Genomic DNA, 21,349 nt, shown 5'->3' on the forward strand with positions numbered 1-21,349 from the left:
AGACCAAGTCTCAGAGATTCCCGGAAAGCCACCAGGGGCCCAGTCTGGGCCGGGGCACCCCACACTGCTCCGGATAGCCGATATCCACCAGGTAGAGCCCCTGTGGCGGTGCAGTGATACCCGCACGGCGACGATCCCGCTGGCACAGAAGCTCAGCGACCCACTCCGGGTGGCGTTCCCGGTGACCCACAGCCATCAGGGTCCCGGCGATATTGCGCACCATGTGATGAAGAAAGGCATTGGCCGCAATATCCAGCACCAGAAAGGGCCCTTCCCGGTAAACCGTGGCCGCTTCAATACAGCGCCAGGGGCTGTTGGCCTGACAGCCGGCTGCGCGGAAGGCCGAAAAATCCTGTTCACCGGGAAGGTACTGTGCGGCCTGATGCATGGCATCCGCGTCGAGTGGCGTATGGGTCCACGCCACGCGCCCGCGCAGCAGTGCCGGAGGTGTTGGCGTGTCCAGCATCACGTACCGGTAACGGCGGGAATGGGCAGTAAAACGTGCACTGAAATCCGATGCCACATTGCCAGCCCAGTGAACGCGGATGTCGGCCGGCAGAGCACTGTTGATGCCCAGAACCCACGAGCGGATGGCGCGCGAGGCCCCCGTATCAAAGTGCACAAGCTGGTAGCAGGCGTGAACGCCTGAATCCGTACGCCCGGCACAGACTGGCTCTACAGGCTCATTCGCCACTCTGGAGACAGCTGCCGCCAGAGTTCCCCCAATGGTCCGGATACTGCTTTTCTGGTCCTGCCAACCATGGAAGCCGCCGCCATCGTATTCGACAACCAGGCCAATACGCCCGGGGCCAGCCGCGATCGCAGTCGTCAGCTCAACGGGGTCCTGCAGCACGGCAGATCAGAGTTCGCTGAGAAGCCGCTGGGCTTCCTGCTGCTGTTCTTCACTGCCTTCACGGGCCACCTCTTCCAGAATGTCCCGTGCGCCGTCCGCATCGCCCATCTCAACATAGGCCCGGGCCAGATCCAGTTTGGTGCCCGCTTCATCCGTGCCCTCAAGGAAGTCGAACTCATCATCACTGTCTTCCGATCCAGTGGACGTGTCGCCTGACTCCATATCGCCCGTCTCTTCCTGGTGTCCCTGGGATGCCTGTGATTCCTCACCCTCAAGAGCAGCCAGCTCCTCGTCGGAGAGCGCGCTCTCGGCCCCGAGATCCTCCATCTCAGAGTCCATCAGACTCTCTTCCAGCTGATCGGCGGGGGCTTCGTCCTCACCGCCGGAAGCGTCACTGGTTTCCCCGGGCGCTTCGGGTTCTTCGCCAACGCCCTCCTGAGCCACCTCTTCAGCAAGCTCAAGATCCTCGTCCGAGACATCCAGACTCAGGTCATCCAGCTCATCATCACCTTCCGGTGCGGCGGTTTCCCCGGCCGGGGCAGCTGTTTCCCCGGACTCTCCAGCTTCAGCCTCACCATCGGTCACCCGATCAAGTTCCGCATCCAGCTCTTCGAGGAAGGAGTCATCAAAATCCGTACCGGATGGTGCCTCGGAAGCGGTTTCTGCCGGTTCCTCCCCGGTGTCCAGATCAACATCCAGATCGTCCAGGCTCAGATCCGTATCCGCATCACTCGCCTGTTCAGTGTTATCACCGGTTTCAGACACGGGTTGCTCAGCGGCTTCAGCTTCCGCATCCAGCTCAGGCACGGACTCTTCTTCCGTCTCTCCCGGGTCCTCCAGCTCCAGATCATCCATGGAGAACCCGAGATCGGCCACATCCTCTTCTGACTCTGAGGCATCCACGGTGTCTTCGCTGGCGCCTGTCGTTTCGGATGCAGCCGGGGTTTCTTCCTCGCCAAGATCGAAGTCGAGACTGAATTCCTCGGACTGCTGCTCCTGATCCCCGCCCTTTTCGGCATGGCTGGTATCGCTGCTTTCCGAGCCGCTGGATTCATCCAGCAGATCGTCAACGTCCTCGAGGGCGCTGAAGTCAAAGCCCTCGTCCTCAAGCGACGCATCATCCTCAAGGGATTGCCCGCCAGTCTCCGCTTCGAAGCCGGTGCCCGTCTTCAGCTGTTCGGTCAGGTCCTCAATGCTGAGGTCCTCGTCAGCGGCCTCCATACGGCTGCGAAGCGCATCCGCCTGCTCGATGGCTTCATCGTCATTGAAGGCCCCGAGCTCGCGATACTGCTTTTCGAAATTCTCTGACTCACCGGCATCGGCATAGACCTCGAGCAGCTTCAGCCGCAGGTCCACGCGGCTGGGTTCCGATGAAATGGCCCCTTCAAGATGCCGGGCAGCCTGCCCGAGACGACCATAGGCCAGGTAGACATCCGCCTCAGCCAGCGCATCCTCGCTGCCCTCGCTGCGCGGTGCCGCCTCTTCACCGGTAGCCTCCGTGGCCGTTTCATCTCCGGCCGCGTCCAGATCCAGTGGGTCCTCAGCCTCAACCGGTTCCTCCGGGTTTTCGGAGACATCCTTCAGCTGGTCGTAGAAAGCCTGTTCCCGCGCCGCATTGCGCCGTGCCAGGCCCCAGAGCAGCGCCAGCAACGCAATGCCCAGTACACCCGCACCGATCTGGTAACGGGGATCATTGATCACGCGCTGAACAACATCACCGGCACTCCTTGGAGCACCCTGACTCTTGGTCTGTTCCGGATCAGGCTGCGCCGAAGCGTCGCCATCATCCGGCTCACCGCCGGAGCTCGCCGCTGCGGCCGGGTCAGACTCATCGTCATCGGCGCCCGCTTCCCCGGAACCTGACTCAGCCGTGTCCGATTCGGCCATGGACTCCTCGACAGATTCCTCAGAAGCGACCGAATCCTCGCCCGAATCCCCTTCCGTGGTCTGTCCACCAGAGGCCTGACCGCTTCCGGTCCCAGTTGCATCATCCGCCGCGGTTTCATCACCGTCGGTACCGCCGGTACCTTCCGACTCCGTATCACCAGACGCCTGACCACTCTCGCGTGCCTCGGCAAGCCGCTGCTCCATCTCCGCAAGCTGATCGTCCTTCAACTCGATCAACTGGCTCATGGTATCCAGCTGTTCCTCGAGATCCTTCAGGCGATCCGACAGCTCCTCGCGATCCCTTTCCGCCCGCTCCAGTTCTTCCAGAGCAGCAGCAAGGCGTTCATCACCCTCACCGTCGCCCATGCCGGCCATGGTGCCGTCACCAGCACTGTTCTCACCGTCCGCTACCAGGATCCGCAGTTCATCGCCGCTCTCACCGGATGACGACTGCTGCCCGGTTGCGCCCGCCTGTTGCTGGGATTGATCCGCTCCTCCAGCCTGCTCGGCTTCAGGCGCAGCCGCGGTTTCCGCCTGGCTCTGGCCAGCCTGCTGGTGCCGTTTGTTCTGGGCCATCACCTGCTGGATCGCCTCCTGCCTGGAGCGGGAGCGCATGGCTTCCTCGGAGGGGATGCGCAGGACGCGCCCCCGGCGCAGCTGGTTGATGTTGTTGTTGCTGAACGCATTGGGATTGACTTCCTGGATCGCCAGCATCACCTGGTGGCGGCTCAGGTCGCTGGACGGGCTGACCTCCCCGGCAATCCCCCAGAGGGTGTCATTGGCACCAGTGGGCCCGTATTCGTCAGGGGTTCCGCCCGTAGCCGAAGTCGCGCTTTCCGGCTGTCGGCGCTCGCTCCGGGCCTCCCGAGCGGCCTGCTCACGTGTCCGGGTATCGCCGCCACCGGTTTCCGCACTCGGCCCAATCGCTTCCGGGCCGGGATCACGGGAGGGGGGATCCACCAGGAAGGAATATTCACGCAACAGCCGCCCATTTGGCCAGGCAAGCTCCACGAGAAAGTTCAGGAATGGCTCCCGGATGGGGTCCTCAGAAGTAACGTTAATCCGGAACCCGCCATCGGATTCGATCACGTCAAAATCCAGATCATGGAGAACATCCATGCGACGAAGCCCGGCCCGCTCAAATGCGGACTCCGGTGCCAGCGATACCCGGATCTGGTCTGCGGACAGATCGCCCGGCTCACTCAGCTCGATCTCGGCCCGCAGCGGTTCATTCAGGTTCGTCAGTATTCGACCCTCGCCCATGCCGAGCGCCTGAGCCAGACCTGATCCAAGCCCACCCGCCAGGGCGAGCGCCACCGCCAGTTTGCGTACTTTCATGCCGTTTCCTTTCCCCGTTCTCGTCAGGCAGCCGTCCACGGATTCCGCGCAGATTACGGAAATAGACCTGTAATTATGAAGTTAAGCGGAAGTATTGTTGATAACTGCGAATTACGCAATAAATCGCCGGGCACTGGAGGCGCCCGGCTGGCGGGAATGCGCCCCGGTTCACGCCAGACCGGGACGCTGCATTCAGGAATCAGCCATCACGCTCAAGCAGGATGGCCAGCATACGCCGCAGCGGTTCAGCCGCCCCCCACAGCAGCTGGTCGCCCACGGTGAAGGCGTTGAGATACTCCCCGCCCATGGCCAGCTTGCGCAGCCGACCGACCGGAACCGTCAGGCTGCCGGTGGCATAAGCCGGGCTCAACTTTTCCATACTGGCCTGCTGCTCATTAGGTACCACCTCGCACCACTCACTGTGCTCCCGGAGCATGGCTTCGATATCCGCGAGCGGAACGTCCCTGCGAAGCTTGATGGTCAGCGCCTGGCTGTGACTGCGCATGGCGCCCACGCGAACACAGGTGCCATCAATCGGGATCGGGTTATCAGTACGCCCGAGGATCTTGTTGCTCTCCGCGCCCGCTTTCCATTCCTCCTTACTCTGGCCGGAGGGCATGGGCTTGTCGAGCCAGGGAATCAGGCTGCCCGCCAGGGGCACACCGAAATTCTCCGTGGGGAACTCGGAACTGCGCATGGTCGAGGTCACCTGCCGGTCAATCTCCAGGATCGCCGAGGAAGGATCCGCCAGAAGATCGGATACGGCGCCGTTAAGCGCCCCCATCTGATCCAGCAGCTCCCGCATGTGCTTGGCGCCGGAGCCAGAGGCGGCCTGGTAGGTCATGGGGCTGATCCATTCCACCAGATCATGATCAAACAGGGCCCCAATGCCCATCAGCATGAGGCTGACCGTGCAGTTACCGCCGATGAAATCACGCTGCCCGGCATCCAGAGCCCGGTCAATCACGCCACGATTCACCGGGTCCAGAACAATCACCGATTCATCCTCCATCCGCAGGGCGGAGGCGGCGTCAATCCAGTAACCATTCCAGCCTGACTGGCGGAGGGGGCCATAGACCTCATTCGTATAGTCCCCACCCTGACAGGTGACGATGATGTCCATCGCCTTGAGTTCATCAATGTCCCGGGCATCCTTGAGCGGCGGCGCCTCCTTGCCGAAGTCCGGCGCGGGCTTGCCCGCCTGGGATGTGGTGAAGAACACCGGCTCGATTCCGGCGAAATTATTCTCTTCCTGCATCCGCTGCATGAGCACGGATCCGACCATGCCACGCCAGCCAACCAGACCTACTCGCTTCATTGTGCCGCCTCTGTTTTCAGTGTCTTGGGTTTTTCGCCGGGGCTGCGGCGATCGCAGCCATGGCCGCTCCTACAGGTGCGTGTCCAGGGCCGATAGCACCGCTTCGCCCATGGCGCGGGTGCCAACCAGCTGCGTGCCCTCGAAATGAATATCCGGCGTACGCAGCCCCTGTTCGAGCACGTCCTGCACCGCTTTTTCGATCGCGCCCGCCGCACCTTCCATGCCAAAGCTGTACCGCAGCATCATGGCACCGGACAGAATCGTCGCCAGCGGGTTCGCCTTGTCCTGGCCCGCAATATCCGGCGCCGACCCGTGGCAGGGTTCGTACATGCCCTGCTTGCTCTCGTTCAGCGCCGCCGAGGGCAGCATCCCGATGGAACCGGTCAGCATGGCTGCCTCATCAGACAGGATATCACCGAACATATTGCCGGTGACAATCACGTCAAACTGGTTCGGATCGCGCACCAGCTGCATGGCGGCGTTATCCACGTACATGTGACTCAGCTCAACGTCCGGATACTCCCTCGCCAGATCCTCCATTACCTCACGCCACAGCGCGGTCACTTCCAGCACGTTGGCCTTGTCGATGGAACATAGTCGTCCGTTGCGCTGACGCGCGGATTCAAATGCCACGCGCCCGATGCGCCGGATCTCGGATTCGTTGTAGCGATAGGTATTGATCCCTTCCCGTTCTCCGCTTTCCAGCGTCTCAACGCCACGGGGCTGACCAAAGTAGATGCCGCCGGTGAGCTCCCGCACGATCAGGATGTCCAGGCCGCTGACCACTTCCGGACGCAGGCTGGAGGCCTCCGCCAACTGCGGGTACAGGAACGCGGGACGCAGATTGGCGAAAAGACCCAGGCCGGAGCGCAGGCCCAGCAGCCCCTTCTCGGGCCGATTGGCCATCTCCAGATGATCCCACTTGGGGCCGCCCACAGCGCCCAGCAGGATGCCCCCGGCTTCCCGCGCCCTGCTCATGGTGTCGTCCGGGAGCGCAGTGCCCGCGGCCTCGATGGCGGCACCGCCGACCAACGCCTCATCGAAATCGAGTCCCAGCGAAAGCCGTTCATTGGCGTGCCCAAGAACCGCGCGTGCCTGCTCGATGATATCCGGGCCGATGCCGTCACCCGGCAGGAAGAGTACTCTCTGTGTCATAGCATCATGATCCTTGTCCAGTAATCCAGTTTCGAGGGTTATTACGAAAATCGCCCGCAAAGCGGGCTCCTACATACGAAAACTAATGTATTACTGTAGAAGCCTGCCCCGCAGGCAATCCGGAACAGCTTCCAGGAACTCACCCGGCAGGAAACAACCAGGGCGCCTCCTGCTTCCGGCGTTCCTCGTAGGCCTGGATGGCATCCGCATCCTCAAGTGTCACGCCGATATCGTCGAGGCCGTTGAGCAGGCAGTGGCGCCGGAACTCATCCACCTCGAAGTGATAGATCTTACCGTCCGGCGTGGCAACAGTCTGGTTCTCCAGATCCACGGTCAGTGCATAGCCCTCGACGGACTCCACCGCACGGAACAGCTCGTCGACCTCTTCCTCTTTCAGAACAAGCGGTAACAGGCCATTTTTAAAGCAGTTGTTGTAGAAGATATCGGCAAAACTCGGGGCGATAATCGCCCGGAAACCAAAATCCTCCAGCGCCCAGGGCGCGTGCTCACGGCTGGAGCCGCAACCGAAGTTGGCGCGCGTCAGCAGCACACTCGCTCCCTGGTAACGCGCCTGGTTCAGCACGAACTCAGGGTTGAGCGGCCGTTGACTGTTGTCCTTGCCTGGCTGACCTTCGTCCAGATAGCGCAGCTCGTCGAACAGGTTGGGCCCGAAGCCAGTGCGCTTGATCGACTTGAGGAACTGCTTGGGGATGATCATGTCAGTGTCGACATTGGACCGATCCATGGGGGCAACCAGCCCCGTGTGCCTCGTGAATGCCTTCATGATCTCACCCCGCCCTGTCGTAGTAGTCGGAAATATCCACAAAATGGCCATGAATAGCGGCGGCAGCTGCCATAGCCGGGCTCACCAGGTGCGTGCGCCCGCCAAAGCCCTGCCGGCCCTCGAAGTTCCGGTTGGAGGTGGAGGCACAATGCTCCCCTTCACCCAGCTGGTCCGGGTTCATCCCCAGACACATGGAGCAGCCCGGCTCCCGCCACTCGAACCCTGCATCAATGAAGATCCGGTCCAGCCCTTCCCTCTCGGCCTGGGCTTTCACCATACCGGAGCCGGGCACGACCATCGCCTGCTTGAGCGTGGATGCAATCGTCTGCCCCTTGAGGATGGACGCCGCTTCACGCAGGTCCTCAATCCGGGCATTGGTACAAGAGCCGATGAAGATCCGGTCAAGCTGGATGCCCGTCATCGGGGTGTTCGGTTCCAGCCCCATGTACTTCAGGGCCCGCTGCATGCCTTCACGCTTGATGGGATCCGACTCATTCGCCGGATCCGGGACACGATCCCCGACATTGGTCACCATCTCCGGCGACGTTCCCCAGCTGACCTGGGGTTCGATATCAGCCGCATCCAGATGAACCACCTTGTCGAACTCGGCATCGTCGTCACTCTTCAGCTCGCGCCAGGACGCAACCGCGCGCTCCCACATCTCGCCCTTCGGCGCCATGGGCCGATCCTTCACGTAGTCGATGGTCGTGTCATCCACCGCCACCATGCCGGCCCGCGCACCCGCCTCGATGGTCATATTGCACATGGTCATGCGCGCCTCCATCGACAGGCCGCGGATCGCCGAGCCCGCGTACTCAATGGCATAACCGGTACCGCCGGCGGTGCCAATTTTTCCGATGATCGCCAGCATCACATCCTTGCCCGTGATCCCCGGCTTCAGCTCACCATCGACCTGCACCAGCATATTCTTTGACTTCTTCTGCACCAGGCACTGTGTCGCCAGCACATGCTCGACCTCGGAGGTGCCGATCCCATGCGCCAGCGCCCCGAAAGCCCCATGGGTGGACGTATGCGAATCCCCGCATACCACCGTCATCCCCGGCAGGGTCGCTCCCTGCTCCGGCCCGATGACGTGAACGATCCCCTGGCGCTGATCGTTCATGCCATACTCGACAATGCCGAACTCATTGCAGTTGTCATCCAGAGTCCGAACCTGGGTGCGCGAGATCGGGTCCTCGATCCCCTCAACACCATTCTCACGCCCGGTGGTCGGCACGTTGTGATCCACCGTCGCCAGATTCGCATCAATCCGCCACGGCGTCCGCCCAGCCAGCCGAAGCCCCTCGAACGCCTGCGGTGACGTTACCTCGTGCAGCATGTGCCGGTCGATGTAGATCAGGCAGGAGCCGTCAGCACGCTCCTTGACCAGATGCGAATCCCACAGTTTGTCGTACAGTGTCTTGCCACTCATGGTGCTACCCCCGTTGCGAGCGGACACGCCCTCCCCCATAGCGGAGCTGACGTGGTTTGACCGATTGTTCGTTAATGGTACAGACTCTGATCAGATCACTTCAATTCATGTTTTTCCTGAAACGGATTCCTTTTTGGAATCTTGAATCAGGATCGCCCGCGAGGCGGGCTCCTACAGCTTACGTTTGGAGCACGTTTGCGAACGGCAACACTCCCGGGGGTACGGTGAGTGGGGAGTCTTTCACGGGAAGCTCTGGAGCCATGGATGGCGGAAGAGCAGCGTACAGGGGTTTGCGCGATTAAGCGCAAACGGGTTTACACGGATGTAAACCCAGGACTTTTCAGTGAAGCAGGACTGCGCAACTGAAAAGTATTTACAACGTTTCCCGTGAAAGACTCCCCACTCATCGTACCCTGCAACCAGGTACCAATCTTTAGTGCTATGGACACCCAATCACTGATCGCCTTCACCACCGTCATCGACACCGGCTCCTTCTCCGAGGCCGCAGAAGCCCTGCACCTCACTCAATCCGCCGTCAGCAAACGCATCGCCACCCTCGAACACCAGACCGGTCGCCCCCTGATTGAACGCAACGGCCGCAGCCTGCGGCTGACCGACGCCGGCCATGCCCTGCTGCCCCATGCACGGAAGGTCCTGGACGAACTCCACAACGCCCGTGAAGCCCTCACCAGCCTTGACCAGCGAATGCACGGCCCCCTGTCGCTGATCACCAGCCACCATATCGGCCTCCACCATCTCCCGAACTGGCTGCGCGCCCTGCAGAAGGCCCATCCCGACCTGACCTTCAACCTCCAGTTCCTCGAGTCCGAACAGGTCTTCCAGCAACTGCACCAACATGACGCCCCACTTGCATGGGTGACACTCAACGACCGGATCATGGAACGCTTCCAGGTCTGGTTCGCCTGGGAAGATCCAATGAGCTTCGTCTGTGGCCCTGACCACCCCCTAGCCCACAAGCAGAAGCTGGCCCCTGAGGACATTGCGCAGTACCAGGCCATCCTGCCCGACAGTAATACCGAAACCTACCGGGTCGTCTCCCATCATTTTCTTCAACAAGGAATCACACTGGATGCCCAGATGCCCACCAACTACCTCGAAACCATCAAGATGATGACCAGCGTGGGACTGGGGTGGTCGGTTCTGCCCAACACCATGCTCGACAGCACCCTGGTGGTCCTGGACGTACCGGAGCCCGTAACCCGGATGCTGGGTGCCGTGGGCATCAGGGGACGGGAACCCGGGACAGCGGCCCGCGCCCTTCTTGAAACCGTTCAGGGACAGGCACCGGCGCGCTGTGCCGAAACCGGCTGACTGTTTTATAATTCCGGGCCATCACAGACAGGCAGAACTAAAGACAGGGGATTTCATGGACAGCTCGGAAGTAGAAGCGGTATTCCAGAGTTACGGGCGGGTCTGCACGGGCGAGCAGTTTTTCGTTGATTTCTACGACTACTTCATGAGCAGCTCGCAGACCATCAAGGACCAGTTCCGCGACACCGACATGAAGCAGCAGCGCCACCTGCTGCGCAACGGCATCATGCAGCTGATCCTCTACGCCCGGGGCATGCCCGACACCAAGCTGCAGCAGCTGGGGCAGAGCCACTCGAGACACGGCTACAACATCTCACCCGAATGGTATTCGCTCTGGCTGGATGCGCTGATGCAGGCGGTCCGCAAACACGACCCCGAATACGATGCGACACTGGACGCGCAGTGGCGCCGGGTTCTGAAGCCGGGCATCGACCTGATCCGGGATGCCTACTGAGATCCCCTGCTCAATGCCGCCAGCGGATGGCATACTCCATGCTGTCCACGGTTGCCGTGGCTACCACACCAATGCAGTGAGAGAGCCTGACCATGAGCGACAACAGCTACACGCCTCCGAAAGTCTGGAAGTGGGAAGACGCCAGTGGCGGGCGTTTCGCCAGCATCAACCGCCCCATTGCCGGCCCCACGCATGACAGGGAATTGCCGGTGGGCAAGCACCCTCTGCAGCTCTATTCCCTGGCTACGCCCAACGGCGTGAAAGTGACTGTTATGCTCGAGGAGTTGCTGGAAGCCGGCCACTCCGAGGCCGAATACGACGCCTGGCCCATCAGCATCCTTGAAGGCGAGCAGTTCAGCAGCGGCTTCGTGGCCGTTAACCCGAACTCCAAGATCCCCGCGATGATGGATCACACCCAGAACCCACCACTGCGGATCTTTGAATCCGGCAGCATCCTGCTCTATCTGGCCGAGAAGTTCGGGGCCTTCCTGCCCACCGATCCCCATGGACGCACCGAGACCCTCTCCTGGCTGTTCTGGCAGATGGGCATGGCCCCACTGCTGGGCGGTGGCTTCGGGCACTTCTACGCCTATGCCCCGGAATCCTACGAGTATCCGATCAACCGCTTCACCATGGAAGTGAAACGCCAGCTGGATGTGCTCAACCGGCAGTTGGCGGACAACCGCTACATCGCCGGGGATGAGTACACCATCGCGGACATGGCGATCTGGCCCTGGTACGGCGCGCTGGTGAAGGGCAAGGTCTATGACGCGGCCGAATTTCTGGAAGCGCACACCTACACCAACGTGATCCGCTGGGCGGATGAGATCGCCGCCCGCCCGGCCGTCAAGCGGGGTCGCCTCGTCAACAAGACCTGGGGCGATGAGGGAAGCAAGCTCCCGGAGCGTCACGACCCCAGCGACTTCGACAACCTGTAACCCCAGGTTTGACGGGATCAGCCGCTGCTTACTGGCCGGCGTACGCTCTCTGCGGCGCGGGCCGCATCCAGAGCCAGGCGGCGGCGACCCCCACCAGCATGAAACCGGCGCCGCCGTAGAAGGCGGCGACGGTGCTCTCCCACTCTACCAGCACGCCCGAGATCCAGGCGCCGAAAGCACCGCCTGCCCCGTAGGTCAGCCCGCTGTACAGCGCCTGCCCCTGCCCCTGGTGCCCTTCGCCGAACTGCACCCGGATGTAATGCACCGAGGCCGCGTGCAAGGCGGCATAGGAGGCCGCATGAAGCAGCTGTGCCCCGAGCAGGATCCAGAGAAACTGCGAGAATTCCGCGATAACCAACCAGCGCAGTGCTGTCAGGGTCGCTGCACAGAGCATGATCACCCGCATCGGATAGGCCGAAAGCAGCCTGTGCATCACCAGGAACAGGCCAACTTCCGCCAATACGCCCAGTGCCCAGAGCGCCCCGGTGCTGATCTTCGCATAGCCAAGCTGCTCCAGATGGATCGAGAAAAAGGTGTAATAGGGCCCGTGGCTGGCCTGGAGCATGAAGTTCAGGATGAAGAAGGACCAGACCTCGGGCCGCTTCAGGATAGCCGCAACCGATCCGTGATGGGGCTGCCTGCGGGTACTGGGTTCGTCATGAATCTGCAGCGTCGCCATGAGGAGTCCGGCGAACAGGGGCAGCACCAGCCAGGGCATGATGGAAACCGCCATGTGATCCAGCGCCGCCCCGAAACCGGCCACCGACAGGATGAACCCGATCGATCCCCAGAGCCGGACCCGCCCATAGCGCCTGGAGTCGCTGCCTAGGTTGTGCAGGGTGATGACCTCAAACAGCGGCAGCACTGCGTTCCAGAAAAAGCTGAACGAGAGCATCACCAGCATCAGCCCCCAGAATCCTGGGCGCAGCAGGGTGAAGCTGAAACACAGGACGGCCACAAGCGCACCGAAGCGGATCAGTCGCAGCCGCCGGCCGGTGCGATCCCCCAGCCAGCCCCACAGATTGGGCGCGATGATCTTGGTGCCCTGCAGGGTGGCCATGAGCAGGGCGATCTCAATGTAGCGGAACCCCTGGTCTTCCAGATACAACGCCCAGTAGGGCATTAATACCCCAAAAGCAGCGAAGAACCAGAAGTAGAGGTTGGACAGGCGCCAGTAGATCCCCGTCCCGGAGGCCGCCATATCAGTCCTCCTGCTGACGGCGGGCCTTTTCGATGTCCGGCGTATCCACCCGCACGTCCGCATTCTGGGCGCGGTGGCGCAGGTAGTGGTCCATGAGCACGATGGCCATCATGGCCTCCGCGATGGGCGTGGCCCGGATGCCGACGCAGGGGTCGTGACGGCCGGTGGTCACCACCTCCACCGGATTGCCGTGCACATCAATCCCCTGACCCGGCAGCCGCAGGCTGGACGTGGGCTTCAACGCCATGCTCGCCACCACCGGCTGACCGGAACTGATGCCCCCGAGCACGCCGCCCGCGTTATTGGAAAGGAACCCGTCCGGTGTCATCTCGTCCCGGTGTTCGGTGCCCCGCTGGCTGACACTGTCGAAACCGGCCCCAATTTCCACGCCCTTGACCGCGTTGATGCTCATCAGGGCCTTGGCCAGGTCCGCGTCCAGCCGATCGAACACGGGCTCGCCCAGGCCGGGAATCACGCCGTCCGCCTCGACCCGGATCCGTGCGCCCACAGAATCCCCTTCCTTGCGGAGCTGGTCCATGAAGGCTTCCAGCTCCGGGACCTTTTCCGGTTCGGCACAGAAGAAGGCGTTCTCATGCACGGCGGACCAGTCCGTCATGCCCAGCTCAATGGGTCCGAGCTGGGTCATGCAGCCACGGATGCGGATGCCCTTTTCCTGCAGGAACGCCCGTGCGATGGCACCCGCCGCCACGCGCATGGCGGTCTCCCGCGCCGAGGAACGACCGCCGCCGCGATAGTCACGGATGCCATACTTGTGCCAGTAGCTGTAGTCCGCGTGGGCGGGGCGGAACTGATCCTTGATCTTCGAGTAATCCTTGGAGCGCTGGTCCGTGTTCTCAATGAGCAGCCCGATGGGCGCCCCTGTGGTCACCCCCTCGAACACCCCTGAAAGCACTCGAACCTCATCGGGCTCCCGGCGCTGGGTGGTGTGGCGGGAGGTACCCGGGCGGCGGCGATCCAGGTCCTCCTGGATCATCTCCGCGGATACCGGCACGCCGGGTGGGCAGCCGTCCACGATGCAGCCCAGGGCCGGCCCGTGGCTTTCGCCGAAGGTGGAGACGGTGAAGAGTGTTCCGAAGGAGTTGCCAGACATGAGTGCTATCCGTTCAGCAGCGGCGCCGCCTGCGCCAGTGTTTGCGCGTCGACCACGAAGACCCCGTGACCGCCGTTTTCCATTTCAAGCCAGGTGAAGGGAACGCTGGGGAAAGCCGCCTCCAGCGCCGGCTGGCTGTTGCCGACTTCCCCAACCAGCAGCCCATCTTCCGAGAGATACGCCGGTGCTTCCCTCAGGATCCGGCCCATCAGCTCCAGGCCGTCTTCTCCGGCCGCAAGTCCCAGCTCCGGTTCATGGCGGTATTCCGGTGGCAGCGTCGCCATATCCCTGGCATCCACGTACGGCGGGTTCGCCAGAATCAGGTCATAGGGGCCATCCAGCTTCTCGAACAGGTCTGAGGCCACCGCGCGCACCTGCCCTTCCAGGCCATGGCGCCTGATGTTCTGTTCCGCCACCTCAACGGCTCCGGGGGACACCTCACCCAGATCCACCTGGGCCGCCGGGAACACATGGGCCGCCGCGATTCCAATACAGCCACTGCCAGCGCACAGGTCCAGAATCCGTTCAACCGGCCGACCCGCCAGCCAGGGCTCGCCTTCCGTGGCCAGGAATTCGCCAATGGGCGAGCGCGGGATCAGGACCCGTTCGTCAACATGGAACCGCAGCCCCATGAAGAAGGCTTCGCCTGTTATATACGGAACCGGAACACGGTCCCGGGCGCGACGTTCGATGCGCTCAAGCACCTGTTCCCGTTCAGAGAGGGTCAGACGGGCATCCAGGAAGGGCACGTTATTGTCCATGGGCAGATGCAGGGTCTGCATCAGCAGCTGTACCGCGTCATCCCAGTGGCTGTCGGTGCCGTGGCCGCACCAGACGCCGGCCTGCGTGAACCGTGACACCGCGTAACGCAGCCAGTCGCGCACGGTCTGGAGTTGTTCAATGGCTTCGGTGCTCACCCAGTACTCCCGGAGTCATCCCGTAAAAGCCACGATTGTACCAGCTATTGGCGGTTCATTCCCGGGATCCGCGGCTCCCCCGTACCCGCATTGCGATGGTCCTCAAGGGCATCCTCCGCAAGCATCCGCCCCAGCTGGATCAGCTCCGGGGCACGATGGTAATCGAACGAGCGGCATACATGCTTGGGGAAGTTGATCAGGATATCCGGCGGATAGCCGGCGATCTTGTAACGGGTCAGCGAGTCCTGCATGGTCTCGATCGCCAGGTTCATGACATCAAACTTGCCGAGCCCCAGCTCCTGCAGGCTCACCGAGCGCGCATCGTCGCCCTCGCTTCCCTTTCCCGCCGCCTTTTCGCGCGCATGGCGCTTCTGGGCCTCCGCCAGCGCCTGTTCCTCGCTACTGGCCCGGCCACGGCGCCGTGCCGCGCTGTCCTGGCCGTCCCAGTCAAACCAACGGGCCGCACGCTGTTTGAGCCTGTCCAGCCACTCATCCGGCGAGGCGTCGGCTTCTTCCGCTGGATCCACTTCCTCGTCGGCTGCCGCCTGTGCCGCAGCCTCGGCGGCCGCTTCATGCTGCTTGCGCTCGCGGGAGGCCCATTCCTCCAGCGGTGGCAGGTTGGCATAGCGCTTGTCGTTGCCACTCAGGTTCACGGCCATGATCAGATCCGCATGGGAGGCCACCGTGGGAATGATCGGCAGGGGGTTGAGCAGCCCGCCATCCACCAGCACCCGGCCATGCAGCATCACCGGCGTGATCACACTGGGGATCGCCGTGGAGGCCCGCACCGCCTGATGGAGCGGCCCTTCCTGAAACCACACCTCCTGGTGCGCCAGCAGGTCCGTCGCCACTGCCGTGAAGGGAATCTGCAGGTCCTCAATGCGCAGATCGCCAAGCATTTCCTGCACCACGCCGAAAACCTTTTCGCCGCGGATCGCACCGGGTGACCCCAGGGAAAAGTCGAGAAGGCGCAGCAGCTGCAGCTGATCAAGCCCGGTGACCCAGTCCTTATAGGCCTGCAGCTTACCGGCGGCGTACATGCCGCCAATGAGCGCTCCCATACTGGCACCGGAAATGGCCACGATGTTGTAACCCTGCTCCCTGAGCACCTCAATCACGCCAATGTGAGCGTACCCCCGGGCACCACCACTGCCGAGCACCAGTGCCACGGTCTGTGGTTCATTCATCGCCTGCTCCCTTCGGATTCAAATCCCTTGAATGACAATGGGCTCGGCCGGTGATCATTACAAGGGCGCAGACCGGATGCGGCCCAGCCAGCCCAGGCAGCCCTCGGCCAGCCCGCCAACGTCTCCATCCAGATGACAGTGATGGCTTCCCTCCACATCGATCACCTCAGCGTCAGACAGCCTGGGCAGACGGCCCTCGATCCATTCTGGCTTGAACGCAGCCATGCCCCGATTGGCTCTTATAAGCAGTGTGGGTGCGGCAATGGCCGCCAGATAGGCTTCAACCTCATCCTCTTCCAACCGGTGCATGGACGGATAGCGCAGCCTTGCATCCGTTCCCCACCGCCAGCCCTGCTGATCCTGCTGGAGACTTCTTGGCACAATGCATTCAGCGGCGACACGGGACAGCGGGATGCGACCCTTCATGCGCGCGACGATGGCTTCCTCAACGTCCGCATAAAGGGGCGGCTGACCGCGGCTGCCCTGGCGCACGCGGTCAATGGCCTGCTTGAGCTGGTCCGGGAAGGATTCGGCGTCGCCGGTAAGCGGCCCCAGGCTGTCCACCAGCATCAACGCCCTCACCCGTTCCGGCACCGCCACACTGAGCAGGCTCGCCACGATTCCACCCAGTGAATGGCCGAGCAGAACGGCTCCCTGCGACGCTTCCCGGTCAAACAGGGGCGCCAGGTCCCGCACATAGTCGAGCAGCTCGTAACTTGCCCCCGGCGGTCTGTGATAGGAAAAACCATGGCCTGGAAGATCCACTGCCACCACCCGGTAGTCGTCGGCGAGAGCCGGCCCCAGGCGGTTGAAACTGGCAGCGTTATCAAGCCAGCCATGGAAGGCGATGACCAGGGGCGAGGAGGGATCGCCCCAGGCAAGCGCACCCAGAGTGCCTGCGGGGACGTCCAGTGTCAGCTGCTCCGGTTCAGTGTTGGGCATGATTACATGGTATGGGTTGGCCGGTCCGAATTCAGGGAGCCGGCCAGGTAGGCTTCAATCTTGGTACGCGCGGTCTCGTCGTCCCCGTTGAACTGGACACCGACACCAGCGGCGCGGTTTCCCTGAGCCCCTTTCGGGGTAACCCAGACGACCTTACCGGCGACCGGAATCTTTTCCGGCTCATCCATCAGGTTGAGAAGCAGAAAAACCTCGTCGCCCATACGGTAATTCTTCTGGGTCGGAATAAAGAGGCCACCATTGCGGACAAAGGGCATATACGCGGCGTAGAGCACCGCCTTGTCCTTGATGGTCAGCGTCATGATACCGCTGCGTGCGCCGATTCCAGGCCCCATGATTCTCCCGTCTGCTTGCCGTTTGCGCTTTTCGCCAGTCTAGCCGTTCACGCCGGATTTGCCACCCCCGGCCGGCGCATCAGCTGCCGCCACTGTTCCAGCACACCGATCAGTTCCAGCTCCGGATTGACGTTGTAATCCAGCCCACGACGGACTTCCATGATGGCCTCATGAAGGGAGGTAAGCTCCGCCGGATGCCGGCGCCCAGCCAGGAACCTCAGCATCGGCGCCGCCTCGCTGTCCGCAATGGCCCCCGGATCCGCCCCGGCCCGGGCCAGGTCCAGTGCCCAGCCCTGGAGCAGGTCCAGCGCCTCGGTCAGAGGCATGGCGAGGAAGGGCTTCACCGCCTCGGACATGGTGATCTCGGATTTAAGCGCCTGCTGCAGCGCTTTCAGGCACTGGGCCCGCTGCCCTGGTCTGTCGGCCTCCAGCAGCCGCAGCGCCTCCAGCGGCGCACCGCCGGCCCACCGCAGCGCCTGATCGAGCGCGGCCGCATCCTCGTCACGCCGCTCCGCCAGCCAGGTCCTCGCCTCGGCGGTTTCGGGCGCCTCAACCCGCAGGATCTGGCAGCGGGAACGGATGGTGGGCAGCACCGGTTGGCCTTCGCGCTGGAGAACCAGCAGGAAGGTATCGGCGGGGGGTTCCTCCAGAGTCTTGAGCAGCGCGTTGGCAGCATTGAGGTTAAGCTGATCCGCACGTTCAATCACCGCCACTTTCCGCTGCGCCACCTGAGGGCTCTCCATCACGAAACCACCCAGTGCCCGCACCTGGTGGATGCGGATATAGCGGGACTGGTCCGTGGGCATGAGCCGGCGCGCATCCGGGTGCCCCTCACCACCCAACAGGCGGCACTGCTTGCACTCGCCACAGGCGGTCATACCCTTGCCCGCGTTGACCGGCGCCTCGCACAGCAACAGTGACGCCAGCGCTACGGCGAGCTGGCGTTTCCCCACGCCCGCCGGGCCCAACAGCATCAGCGCATGCGGGAAGCGTCCTTCCTTCAGACGCTGTGAAAGCTGCTGATGCACCTCGGACTGCCAGGGCCAGGGAGCGAAGGAGTCACTCTGCAGTGGCTGTGTTTCCGGATCGGCCATGGGATTTCCGTTTTCGGATTGCGTTCATAAGGCGGCGCGCCTGCGCGAGCGCCTGCTGGTCGGGCTGCCCCGGATCGTAGAATGCCCGTTCCAGAAGCAGGCCCAGAGCCCGGATGTCGGGGGCCAGCGCAGGAAAACGCCGCCCAGCCGCCGACACCTGCGCGGCCAGGGTATCGCTCCGGCCGGCACCTACCCCCTGACGCTCAAGCCATCGGCACCACTGATCATACAGGCGGTACCAGGGATCGCGGAAGTGCCGGCGGCGGGCGCGCAGAAGGGAGATGCCGACGCCGGCCAGGATCAGGGCCGCAACAAGCACGGCCGTGATCACGCCCAGCATACGCCGGTCAATATCACCGGGCAGCCGCCCCAGCAGGGAAAGCTGGGTCTGGCCTTCGTAGCCCACCACCCAGCGCTGCCAGTAGTAGTTGGCGGCATCGAGGCGCAGGCGCATCCAGTTGACCCAGCCCACATCCGCGTACCGGTTCATGGAGAAGGGATCATCCGACAGGAACCCGCCCTGATCCTCCATGGCCTCGCGCAACCCGCTCTCGATGCGCTCGGGCGCGATCATGGCCGTGGGATCAAGCCGTACCCAGCCTCGGCCCCGCAGCCAGGCCTGCACCCAGGCGTGGGCGTCATACTGGCGCACGATCAGGTATTCGTTATCGACGCCCGCCTCGCCACCCAGATACCCCGTAACGATCCGCGCCGGAATATCCGCCGAGCGCAGCATGAATGCCAGCGCACTGGCGTAATGCTCACAGAACCCCTCCCGAGTCTCGAACATCAGCGCGTCCACTGTGTCCGCATTGCCGAGCGCTTCCGGCTGCAGCGTGTAATGGAACGGCTTCTGGTTGAAGTGCTCCATCAAGTGCCGAATCAAGGCCCGCCTGCCGTCAACCTCACGCCGTTGCTGAGCCACCCATCCCCGCGTCCGCTCATTGGTGCCTCCGGGAAGCCGGGTGTAGAACCGTCGCTCGGCATCCGACAGGCGCCGCGCCTCTGTTGGCTGTTCGTACTGCATGCGGTAACGCCGCCGGGTATCCACGCTGCGTTCGAAACGCACCATGCCATTGCGGTTGAGGCTCACATTGGCGGATGCAGGCACCGAATCCGCCAGCGCGAAGCCCCAGCGCCGGCCGTGGGGTTCAAGCATCACCTCGTATTCGTCATCCGCCAGCTCGCCGGCTGAGGCATCCTCAGGCACCCGCGAGATTCCCTCCCTGTCATTCAGACTGCGCCTGTCCCAGCGCCTGCCATCGAAGCGGTCGAGCACCAGCGCCTGCCAGTAGCGCTGCCCCGGATCAGGCGTATCCCCGCCAAAGGTCACCCGGAACGCCGGGTCATCATTCTGCGCCAGACTGGTGATCGCGCCGGGCTCCAGGGTATCGCTCAGCCCTGTCGTGCCCTGCTCCGAAACCAGCGGCACACTCCACAATGGCCCGATCCGGGGAAAGAAGATGAACAGCACAATGACCACGGGCAGCATCTTCACGAACACCAGTGCCGAACGCTTCATCGCCTCAACGCCCATACCCTGAGCACGACCGCCAAGCGCCATCTGCAGACCGGTAAACAGCAGAAACAGGCTGGCCAGAAGCCCGCCCGTCCAGAGCATGGACTGGTGGAAAAGCAGCGTGACCACTGCCAGATAGCACTGGATGAAAAACAGGATGAACAGATCCCGGCGCCGCCCCAGCTCCAGCCATTTGAGCGCCACCGTCAGGACCAGGAAAGAGGCGGCGGTATCGACCGTGAACTGGCCCCGGTAGTAAGCCCAGAAAGCCGCGGCGCTGAGCACCGCCAGAACACCGAGCCACAGAGGGCGCAGGCCACGCTTCCGGTGGCGCTGGAGCAACCAGCCGGACACCACCGCCAGGCAGGCGCCCAGCGAGAGCCACAGCGGGAGGCGCTGAACCTGGGCCAGAAGGATCAGGCCGAAGGCGGCCACCCATGGATCAAGGTGATGGCGGTTCATGTCGGCATCTCCCCGAACCCAAAGGCCCCGAGACGGTTCAGACAGGCCCGTTCATGCTGGTCACCGGTATCCGGCTCAATGGTCTGGTCCGGCAGCCTCAGGCCAAAGGGCTGCTCCTGCTCACTGAGCCGCCCGACATGCCAGGCCAGATAACTCAGGCGCAGCTCCGTGTCCGCCCCCGGGAACTGCTCCCAGTCCAGCCAGCGCGGGTCCGCCGGCGGCGTATCCCAGTCCATCACCACCAGATGACCACTGCGTGCAAAGCGCTTCCAGCTGATGCGGCGCAGTGCATCCCCCAGACGATAGGGCCTGAGCCGGATGTCCGACCCCCCGGGCTCCGCATTCAGAGTGACTTCCCCCTCGTCGCCCTCGGCATCAGGGGAGGCTTCGAATGGCGGAGGCGTTACAGGCCGCGGTGTCACCAGGCCCCGTGAGGCCGGGCGGAACCAGGTCCAGGCGCGGATGAGCCCGAATGGGAAATCCGTTTCCAGCCGGATCGACGGCAGCTTCAGCGGCCCACGCCGACGCGTCGGTACCGGCAGCGGCACCACCTGCCCCTCACCGGCCTCAAGGCTGACCGTGACCGGTTCGCCATCGTCGATCCTCATCCGCAGCGCTGCACGGGGGCGGTGCTCCTCATCCCGGATGCGTATCGCCATGGGCAGGCGTTCACCAGCCTGCGATTCACCCGCGCGCACCAGACTCAGGTGAAGCCCCTCAAGATTGCGATAGGTCTGGAAGATGGTGCCGTAGAACAGCGCCCCCAGAATGAAGGTGAACAGGTAGATCAGGCTGTTCTGGTAATTGATACCGGTCAGCAGCGAAATCACCAGCACCCCGGTGAACATCAGCCCCTCCCGAGTGGGAAGCACAAAGATGTTACGCCGGCCCGGGCGGTAGTCATCCGCACGGGGGATCCGCCGGTTCACCCACCGGCGCCAGGGACGTTTCACAATCTTACCGGGCATTTGACCCCTGTCACGGCTGTTAACAGACACTCACGGTTAGGCACTAATCACTATTGCAATAAGCTGTCAAACATCAAATACTGATTGGTGAACAATCAGCTTAC

General features: G+C 62.9%; 18 protein-coding genes. 3 read left to right on the plus strand and 15 right to left on the minus strand.

All coding sequences use genetic code 11. The features are described from left to right. Positions 1-10: 10 nt before the first annotated feature. From truA to leuC, 6 genes are all read right to left on the minus strand, one after another. Positions 11-853 carry a tRNA pseudouridine(38-40) synthase TruA gene (truA, locus tag F3089_RS04500; RefSeq protein ID WP_151439632.1) on the minus strand — a complete coding sequence of 281 codons (843 nt, stop codon included), beginning with the start codon at positions 851-853 and terminating at the stop codon, positions 11-13. Between the two features lie 6 nt (positions 854-859). Then, positions 860-4,078: a FimV/HubP family polar landmark protein gene (locus F3089_RS04505; RefSeq protein ID WP_151439633.1), complete on the minus strand. Its 3,219-nt coding sequence runs from the start codon at positions 4,076-4,078 to the stop codon at positions 860-862. 199 nt (positions 4,079-4,277) lie between these two features. Then, positions 4,278-5,396, minus strand: coding sequence for an aspartate-semialdehyde dehydrogenase (asd, locus tag F3089_RS04510; RefSeq protein ID WP_095616732.1), 1,119 nt, complete (start codon positions 5,394-5,396; stop codon positions 4,278-4,280). Positions 5,397-5,465: 69 nt separating this feature from the next. Next, positions 5,466-6,551: a 3-isopropylmalate dehydrogenase gene (gene leuB, locus F3089_RS04515; RefSeq protein WP_151439634.1), complete on the minus strand. Its 1,086-nt coding sequence runs from the start codon at positions 6,549-6,551 to the stop codon at positions 5,466-5,468. 139 nt (positions 6,552-6,690) lie between these two features. Continuing rightward, a complete protein-coding gene (leuD, locus tag F3089_RS04520; RefSeq protein ID WP_095616730.1) occupies positions 6,691-7,335 on the minus strand; it encodes a 3-isopropylmalate dehydratase small subunit in 645 nt (214 codons plus the stop codon). Between the two features lie 4 nt (positions 7,336-7,339). Beyond that, positions 7,340-8,767, minus strand: coding sequence for a 3-isopropylmalate dehydratase large subunit (gene leuC / locus F3089_RS04525; RefSeq protein ID WP_151439635.1), 1,428 nt, complete (start codon positions 8,765-8,767; stop codon positions 7,340-7,342). Between the two features lie 441 nt (positions 8,768-9,208). Here leuC and F3089_RS04530 point away from each other — a divergent pair, with 441 nt between their 5' ends. The 3 genes from F3089_RS04530 (at position 9,209) to yghU (ending at position 11,491) form a co-directional block, all read left to right on the plus strand. Continuing rightward, on the plus strand, positions 9,209-10,099 hold the full coding sequence (locus F3089_RS04530; protein ID WP_151439636.1) for a LysR family transcriptional regulator: 891 nt from the start codon (positions 9,209-9,211) through the stop codon (positions 10,097-10,099). A 55-nt stretch (positions 10,100-10,154) separates the two neighbouring features. Next, entirely contained in the window at positions 10,155-10,553 is a 399-nt protein-coding gene (locus F3089_RS04535) for a globin (protein ID WP_151439637.1), read from the plus strand. 92 nt (positions 10,554-10,645) lie between these two features. Continuing rightward, positions 10,646-11,491 carry a glutathione-dependent disulfide-bond oxidoreductase gene (yghU, locus tag F3089_RS04540; protein ID WP_095616726.1) on the plus strand — a complete coding sequence of 282 codons (846 nt, stop codon included), beginning with the start codon at positions 10,646-10,648 and terminating at the stop codon, positions 11,489-11,491. Between the two features lie 28 nt (positions 11,492-11,519). Here yghU and F3089_RS04545 read toward each other — a convergent pair whose 3' ends face one another. From F3089_RS04545 to F3089_RS04585, 9 genes are read right to left on the minus strand one after another with little or no spacing between them, the layout of a single operon-like run. Continuing rightward, positions 11,520-12,692 (minus strand): MFS transporter, encoded by a 1,173-nt coding sequence (locus F3089_RS04545; protein WP_095616725.1) that lies wholly within the window; start codon positions 12,690-12,692, stop codon positions 11,520-11,522. 1 nt (position 12,693) lies between these two features. After that, positions 12,694-13,803, minus strand: coding sequence for a chorismate synthase (gene aroC, locus F3089_RS04550; RefSeq protein WP_151439638.1), 1,110 nt, complete (start codon positions 13,801-13,803; stop codon positions 12,694-12,696). 5 nt (positions 13,804-13,808) lie between these two features. Beyond that, positions 13,809-14,720: a 50S ribosomal protein L3 N(5)-glutamine methyltransferase gene (gene prmB, locus F3089_RS04555; RefSeq protein ID WP_151439639.1), complete on the minus strand. Its 912-nt coding sequence runs from the start codon at positions 14,718-14,720 to the stop codon at positions 13,809-13,811. Positions 14,721-14,764: 44 nt separating this feature from the next. Further along, positions 14,765-15,907, minus strand: a complete 1,143-nt coding sequence (locus tag F3089_RS04560) for a patatin-like phospholipase family protein (protein WP_095616722.1) — start codon at positions 15,905-15,907, stop codon at positions 14,765-14,767. A gap of 57 nt (positions 15,908-15,964) precedes the next feature. Continuing rightward, a complete protein-coding gene (locus tag F3089_RS04565) occupies positions 15,965-16,849 on the minus strand; it encodes an alpha/beta fold hydrolase (RefSeq protein ID WP_151439640.1) in 885 nt (294 codons plus the stop codon). Between the two features lie 2 nt (positions 16,850-16,851). Further along, positions 16,852-17,202, minus strand: a complete 351-nt coding sequence (locus F3089_RS04570) for a PilZ domain-containing protein (RefSeq protein ID WP_077531261.1) — start codon at positions 17,200-17,202, stop codon at positions 16,852-16,854. Between the two features lie 47 nt (positions 17,203-17,249). Then, positions 17,250-18,296: a DNA polymerase III subunit delta' gene (gene holB, locus F3089_RS04575; protein WP_151439641.1), complete on the minus strand. Its 1,047-nt coding sequence runs from the start codon at positions 18,294-18,296 to the stop codon at positions 17,250-17,252. Continuing rightward, positions 18,262-20,277, minus strand: a complete 2,016-nt coding sequence (locus F3089_RS04580) for a transglutaminase TgpA family protein (protein ID WP_151439642.1) — start codon at positions 20,275-20,277, stop codon at positions 18,262-18,264. The genes holB and F3089_RS04580 overlap by 35 nt, the downstream gene beginning before the upstream one ends. After that, the gene (locus tag F3089_RS04585) at positions 20,274-21,245 is read right to left on the minus strand and encodes a DUF58 domain-containing protein (RefSeq protein ID WP_151439643.1); all 972 of its coding nucleotides are present in this window, start codon (positions 21,243-21,245) and stop codon (positions 20,274-20,276) included. The genes F3089_RS04580 and F3089_RS04585 overlap by 4 nt, the downstream gene beginning before the upstream one ends. Positions 21,246-21,349: the final 104 nt, after the last annotated feature.

The sequence above is a fragment of the Halospina sp. K52047b genome (assembly GCF_008709855.1).
Classification (GTDB): domain Bacteria; phylum Pseudomonadota; class Gammaproteobacteria; order Pseudomonadales; family Oleiphilaceae; genus Halospina; species Halospina utahensis_B.

Bases quoted from the DNA above. Each gene is read 5' to 3' on its own strand.
- F3089_RS04505 (WP_151439633.1), bottom strand. From the start codon at position 4,078: ATGAAAGTACGCAAACTGGCGGTGGCGCTCGCCCTGGCGGGTGGGCTT.
- asd (WP_095616732.1), bottom strand. From the start codon at position 5,396: ATGAAGCGAGTAGGTCTGGTTGGCTGGCGTGGCATGGTCGGATCCGTG.
- leuB (WP_151439634.1), bottom strand. From the start codon at position 6,551: ATGACACAGAGAGTACTCTTCCTGCCGGGTGACGGCATCGGCCCGGAT.
- leuD (WP_095616730.1), bottom strand. From the start codon at position 7,335: ATGAAGGCATTCACGAGGCACACGGGGCTGGTTGCCCCCATGGATCGG.
- leuC (WP_151439635.1), bottom strand. From the start codon at position 8,767: ATGAGTGGCAAGACACTGTACGACAAACTGTGGGATTCGCATCTGGTC.
- F3089_RS04530 (WP_151439636.1), top strand. From the start codon at position 9,209: ATGGACACCCAATCACTGATCGCCTTCACCACCGTCATCGACACCGGC.
- F3089_RS04535 (WP_151439637.1), top strand. From the start codon at position 10,155: ATGGACAGCTCGGAAGTAGAAGCGGTATTCCAGAGTTACGGGCGGGTC.
- yghU (WP_095616726.1), top strand. From the start codon at position 10,646: ATGAGCGACAACAGCTACACGCCTCCGAAAGTCTGGAAGTGGGAAGAC.
- F3089_RS04545 (WP_095616725.1), bottom strand. From the start codon at position 12,692: ATGGCGGCCTCCGGGACGGGGATCTACTGGCGCCTGTCCAACCTCTAC.
- aroC (WP_151439638.1), bottom strand. From the start codon at position 13,803: ATGTCTGGCAACTCCTTCGGAACACTCTTCACCGTCTCCACCTTCGGC.
- F3089_RS04560 (WP_095616722.1), bottom strand. From the start codon at position 15,907: ATGAATGAACCACAGACCGTGGCACTGGTGCTCGGCAGTGGTGGTGCC.
- F3089_RS04565 (WP_151439640.1), bottom strand. From the start codon at position 16,849: ATGCCCAACACTGAACCGGAGCAGCTGACACTGGACGTCCCCGCAGGC.
- F3089_RS04570 (WP_077531261.1), bottom strand. From the start codon at position 17,202: ATGGGGCCTGGAATCGGCGCACGCAGCGGTATCATGACGCTGACCATC.
- holB (WP_151439641.1), bottom strand. From the start codon at position 18,296: ATGGCCGATCCGGAAACACAGCCACTGCAGAGTGACTCCTTCGCTCCC.
- F3089_RS04580 (WP_151439642.1), bottom strand. From the start codon at position 20,277: ATGAACCGCCATCACCTTGATCCATGGGTGGCCGCCTTCGGCCTGATC.
- F3089_RS04585 (WP_151439643.1), bottom strand. From the start codon at position 21,245: ATGCCCGGTAAGATTGTGAAACGTCCCTGGCGCCGGTGGGTGAACCGG.